This is a genomic window from Alsobacter sp. (assembly GCF_059501845.1).
Map to the genome: position 1 here is coordinate 1 of NZ_JCACDK010000007.1, position 4,365 is coordinate 4,365.

Here is a 4,365-nt window from a genome sequence, read left to right on the forward strand (position 1 = left end):
GCTTCGACTTGCCCTTGCGGGTGCGCGCATTGGTGTGCGTGCGCTGGCCGCGGACGGGAAGGTTGCGGCGATGACGCAGGCCGCGGTAGCAGCCGAGGTCCATCAGGCGCTTGATGTTCATCGCCACGTCGCGGCGAAGGTCGCCCTCGACGAGATAGTCGCGGTCGATCATCTCGCGGATCTGCAGCACCTCGTTGTCGGTGAGCTGCGCCACGCGGCGCTCGGCCGGGATCCCGATCGCATCGGTGATCTCCTGCGCCTTCTTGGCGCCGATGCCGTGAATGTACTGCAGCGCGATGACGACGCGCTTGTTGGTCGGGATGTTGACGCCTGCGATACGGGCCACTGCCGTCTCCATGTCGGCCGGGTGCGATCCCGGCGGTTCGTGTTTGCCGCGCGTCCGGTGGAGGCCGGCCCTTGCGCGGTGGTTTCAAGACAATAGACGCCGGCATCCCCGTGCCCGAGGCTGCGGCGTCCCGTTCCTGAAACCGGATGCGGTCGCTTAGGGGATAAGGGGTTGGGTGTCAAGGGAGAGACGACGAACGGAGCACCCCCTCGAATCAGCTCCGGACTCTAATGTCCTTCCGTTGCTGGTCCTCTAGCACTCAGGAGAACCAAGTGATTTGCGAAAGAGATTACATCCTGACTGTCAATGGGATCTCGTCCCCAGTTCCAATTAGTTTCCACACTCCAGTGAAGCAGACGGCCGGCTGGACATGCGCCTTCGAAATTGGATGGCCAAGCGGAATAGATCGGAAGGAAGCAACTGGAATCGACTCGGTTCAGGCGTTGGTCATCGCTTTTCAGATGGCGGCGGCGCTGCTCTACGCAAGCAGCTACCATCAGCACGGCCAGCTTTCGTGGAAGCCAGGGAGAAAAGGATACGGGCTCCCCGTCACCCGGGGAATGCGCGACATCCTCGTGGGAGATGACGAGGCGTTTCTGTGACTGCACAACGAGGAAACGCCGGCTCCCCTCCACCGGAGGTGAATGCCTAACCGTGGATCCCCTTCCCGGCCGGCTTTGCCGGCTGCCAACGATCACTATCTCTGTAGTGGTCCTTCGAGAAGGCGGCGCCGCAGTTGAAGGTGGCAAGGCGCGTCCGGAACAGGACCGCGCGTCTTCAGACGCGCTCTCCCCGACAACGGGCCATGGCGCGTCTGAAGACGCGCGCTCCGGCAATCCCCCTACCCCGCCACGGCCTTGTTCATCGCCGCCGTAACGGCGTCGATCGGCTGCATGCCGTCGATGCGCTTCAGCTTGCCGGTGCCTTCGTAATAGGGCGCGACGACCGCTGTGTCGCGGTTATAGGCGGCAAGGCGGGTCTTGAAGACCTCCGGGTCATCGTCCTTGCGGACGGGCTGGCCGGCGGCCCTGGCGTCGTCGGCGCGCTTCATGATGCGGTGGACGAGTGCATCCTGGTCGACCACGAGCTCGACGACCGCGTCCAGCGTGAGGCCCTTCTCCGCCAGCATGCGGTCCAGCGCCTCGGCCTGGGCGACGGTGCGGGGAAAGCCGTCCAGGATAAAGCCCTTCTTGGCGTCGGGCTCCTCGATGCGATCGGCGACGATGCCGATGACGATCTCGTCCGACACGAGCTGCCCGGCATCCATGACCGCCTTGGCCCTCAACCCGACCGGCGTCTCCGCCGCCACGGCAGCACGCAGCATGTCACCCGTGGACAGCTGCGGAATGCCGAATTTCTCGACCAGACGGACTGCCTGCGTGCCCTTACCCGCCCCCGGCGGGCCCAGCAGAATCACCCTCACCGACGTTTCCCCCCGCGCAGCTTTGCCTTTTTCACGAGGCCCTCATACTGGTGCGCGAGGAGATGCCCGTGGACCTGAGCCACGGTGTCCATCGTCACGCTGACCACGATGAGAAGCGACGTGCCTCCGAAATAGAACGGAAGCGCTGCCTGGGAAATCAGTATTTCGGGTAGGAGGCAGATCAGCACGAGGTAGCCCGCGCCGAGCACCGTGATGCGCGAGAGCACCTTGTCGATGTACTCGGCCGTGCGCTCGCCCGGGCGGATGCCGGGGATGAAGCCGCCATGCTTCTTGAGATTGTCCGCCGTCTCCTGCGGATTGAAGACGATGGCGGTGTAGAAGAAGGCGAAGAAGATGATCAGCGCCGCGTAGAGCAGCATGTAGAGCGGCCGTCCGTGCCCGATATAGGCGGCGATCGTCGCCAGGATGCCCGTGCCACCGCTCTGCGCCGAGAACCCCGCGATGGTCGTCGGCAGCAGGAGCAGCGACGACGCGAAGATCGGCGGGATGACGCCAGACGTGTTCAGCTTCAGCGGCAGGAACGAGGTCTGGCCTTCGTAGACACGATTGCCGACCTGCCGCTTGGGGTAATTGATCAGCAGGCGGCGCTGCGCGCGCTCCATGAAGACGATGAAGGCGACCACCGCGATGGCCATGGCGACGATGCCGAGGATCAGCGGGGCCGAGATGGCGCCCTGGCGCGAGAGTTCCAGCGTCCCGGCGACGGCGCGCGGCAGCTCGGCGACGATGCCCGCGAAGATGATGAGCGACGAGCCGTTGCCGATGCCGCGCGCCGTGATCTGCTCGCCCAGCCACATCAGGAACATCGTGCCCCCGACCAGCGTGATGGTGGTTGAGATCAAGAAGAACGGTCCCGGCTCCTGCACGAGGTTGGCCGAACTCTGCAGCCCGACGGCGATGCCGTAGGCCTGGAAGGACGCCAGCACCACGGTGAGGTAGCGCGTATACTGGTTGATGATCTTGCGGCCGCTCTCGCCTTCCTTCTTCAGCGCTTCCAGCGTCGGCACCACGGAGGTGAGGAGCTGGATGATGATGGAGGCCGAGATGTACGGCATGATGTTGAGGGCGAAGATCGCGAGACGCCCGACGGCGCCGCCCGAAAACATGTTGAACAGGCCGAGCACGCCCGCGCTCTGGCGCTGGAACATCTCGTTCAGGGCGTCGATGTTGATGCCGGGCAGCGGGATATAGGTGCCCAGCCGGTAGACCAGCAGCGCTCCGAGGGTGAACCAGATCCTCTTCTTCAGCTCCTCGGCCTTGGCGAGGGCGCCGAAGTTGAGGTTTGCCGCAAGCTGTTCAGCCGCCGATGCCATGCTGCGCTCCGCTTCAAATCAGGCCGGGGACGCATCCCCGAATGCGCGACGCCGGGCGAAGCGGAAGAGCTCCGCCGCCCGGCGTCGTAACGTCTGGACGAACGCCCGATATAGGATCAGGCGGACGCGTCCGCCACGGCGCTCTCGGCGGCGTTCAGGATCGTGACCGACCCTCCGGCCTTCTCGATCGCCGCCACGGCCGACTTCGAGGCACCAGCGACCTGCAGGGTCACCTTGGCCTTGATCTCGCCCACGCCCAGGATCTTGACGCCGTCGCGTGCACGGGCGCAGACGCCCGCTGCCACGAGCGCCTCGACGGTGATCGGCTGGGCGGCGTCGAGCTTGTTGGCGTCGACGGCCTCCTGGATACGGCCGATGTTCACCTCGTTGAGGTCCTTGGCGAAGATGTTGGTGAAGCCGCGCTTGGGAAGGCGACGGTAGAGCGGCATCTGGCCGCCCTCGAAGCCCTTCACCGCCACGCCGGTGCGGGCCTTCTGACCCTTCACGCCGCGGCCGCCGGTCTTGCCCTTGCCAGACCCGATGCCGCGTCCGACCCGGATGCGGGCCTTCTTGGATCCCGGGTTGTCGCTGATCTCGTTGAGCTTCATGACACCCTCCTCACTTCGCCACGGCGTCGTCGACGACGCGGACGAGGTGCGCCACCTTGGCGATCATGCCGCGCACGGCCGGAGTATCCTCCAGCGTACGGCGGCGATGCAGCTTGTTGAGCCCGAGGCCCACCAGCGTCTGGCGCTGGCTCGCCTCGCGGCGGATCGGCGAACCGATCTGCTCGACGGTGACCGTCTTCTTGTCAGCCATCACGCCCTCCATCACGCGTCGGCGCCGGCGCCGTCGGCGTCGCCGCGACGGGCCTGCAGGGCCGAAACCTTGAGGCCGCGGCGCGCCGCGACCGAACGCGGGCTGTCCTCGCGCTTCAGCGCGTCGAACGTGGCACGAACGAGGTTGTACGGGTTGGACGAGCCGAGCGACTTCGACACGACGTCATGCATGCCGAGGGCCTCGAACACGGCGCGCATCGGGCCGCCGGCGATGATGCCGGTACCCGCCGGGGCGGCGCGCAGCACGACCTTGCCGGCGCCATGGCGGCCCTGCACGTCGTGGTGAAGCGTCCGGCCCTCGCGCAGCGGCACGCGGATCAGCGCGCGCTTTGCGGCTTCCGTCGCCTTGCGGATGGCCTCCGGCACCTCGCGGGCCTTGCCGTGGCCGAAGCCGACGCGGCCCTTCTGGTCGCCGACGACGAC

Annotated in this window: 7 protein-coding genes; 1 reads left to right on the forward strand and 6 read right to left on the reverse strand. The window is 66.2% G+C overall.

Going from position 1 to position 4,365, the window contains the following annotated elements; all coding sequences use genetic code 11:
• On the reverse strand, positions 1–346 hold a 346-nt coding region (gene rpsM, locus AC5JCN_RS06305), incomplete at its 3' end, for a 30S ribosomal protein S13 (protein ID WP_495754182.1).
• Positions 347–576: 230 nt separating this feature from the next.
• On the opposite strand from rpsM, the gene AC5JCN_RS06310 reads away from it, so the two are divergent.
• The gene (locus AC5JCN_RS06310; protein ID WP_495754183.1) at positions 577–948 is read left to right on the forward strand and encodes a DUF6968 family protein; all 372 of its coding nucleotides are present in this window, start codon (positions 577–579) and stop codon (positions 946–948) included.
• A 239-nt stretch (positions 949–1,187) separates the two neighbouring features.
• Here the strand turns inward: AC5JCN_RS06310 and AC5JCN_RS06315 are convergent, their stop codons facing one another.
• The 5 genes from AC5JCN_RS06315 to rpsE all read right to left on the reverse strand — a co-directional run.
• Complete coding sequence (locus AC5JCN_RS06315) at positions 1,188–1,769, reverse strand: adenylate kinase (protein WP_495754184.1); 582 nt, start codon at positions 1,767–1,769, stop codon at positions 1,188–1,190.
• Complete coding sequence (gene secY / locus AC5JCN_RS06320; RefSeq protein ID WP_495754185.1) at positions 1,766–3,103, reverse strand: preprotein translocase subunit SecY; 1,338 nt, start codon at positions 3,101–3,103, stop codon at positions 1,766–1,768. The genes AC5JCN_RS06315 and secY overlap by 4 nt, the downstream gene beginning before the upstream one ends.
• A 116-nt stretch (positions 3,104–3,219) precedes the next feature.
• Positions 3,220–3,711 carry a 50S ribosomal protein L15 gene (gene rplO, locus AC5JCN_RS06325; protein ID WP_495754186.1) on the reverse strand — a complete coding sequence of 164 codons (492 nt, stop codon included), beginning with the start codon at positions 3,709–3,711 and terminating at the stop codon, positions 3,220–3,222.
• 10 nt (positions 3,712–3,721) lie between these two features.
• Positions 3,722–3,922 carry a 50S ribosomal protein L30 gene (gene rpmD, locus AC5JCN_RS06330; RefSeq protein WP_495754187.1) on the reverse strand — a complete coding sequence of 67 codons (201 nt, stop codon included), beginning with the start codon at positions 3,920–3,922 and terminating at the stop codon, positions 3,722–3,724.
• A gap of 11 nt (positions 3,923–3,933) precedes the next feature.
• Positions 3,934–4,365 (reverse strand): 30S ribosomal protein S5 (rpsE, locus tag AC5JCN_RS06335; RefSeq protein ID WP_495754188.1); only part of this gene is annotated, 432 nt, incomplete at its 5' end.

Coding starts and splice junctions, on each gene's coding strand:
- AC5JCN_RS06310 (WP_495754183.1), top strand. CDS start 577: ATGTCCTTCCGTTGCTGGTCCTCTAGCACTCAGGAGAACCAAGTGATT.
- secY (WP_495754185.1), bottom strand. CDS start 3,103: ATGGCATCGGCGGCTGAACAGCTTGCGGCAAACCTCAACTTCGGCGCC.
- rplO (WP_495754186.1), bottom strand. CDS start 3,711: ATGAAGCTCAACGAGATCAGCGACAACCCGGGATCCAAGAAGGCCCGC.
- rpmD (WP_495754187.1), bottom strand. CDS start 3,922: ATGGCTGACAAGAAGACGGTCACCGTCGAGCAGATCGGTTCGCCGATC.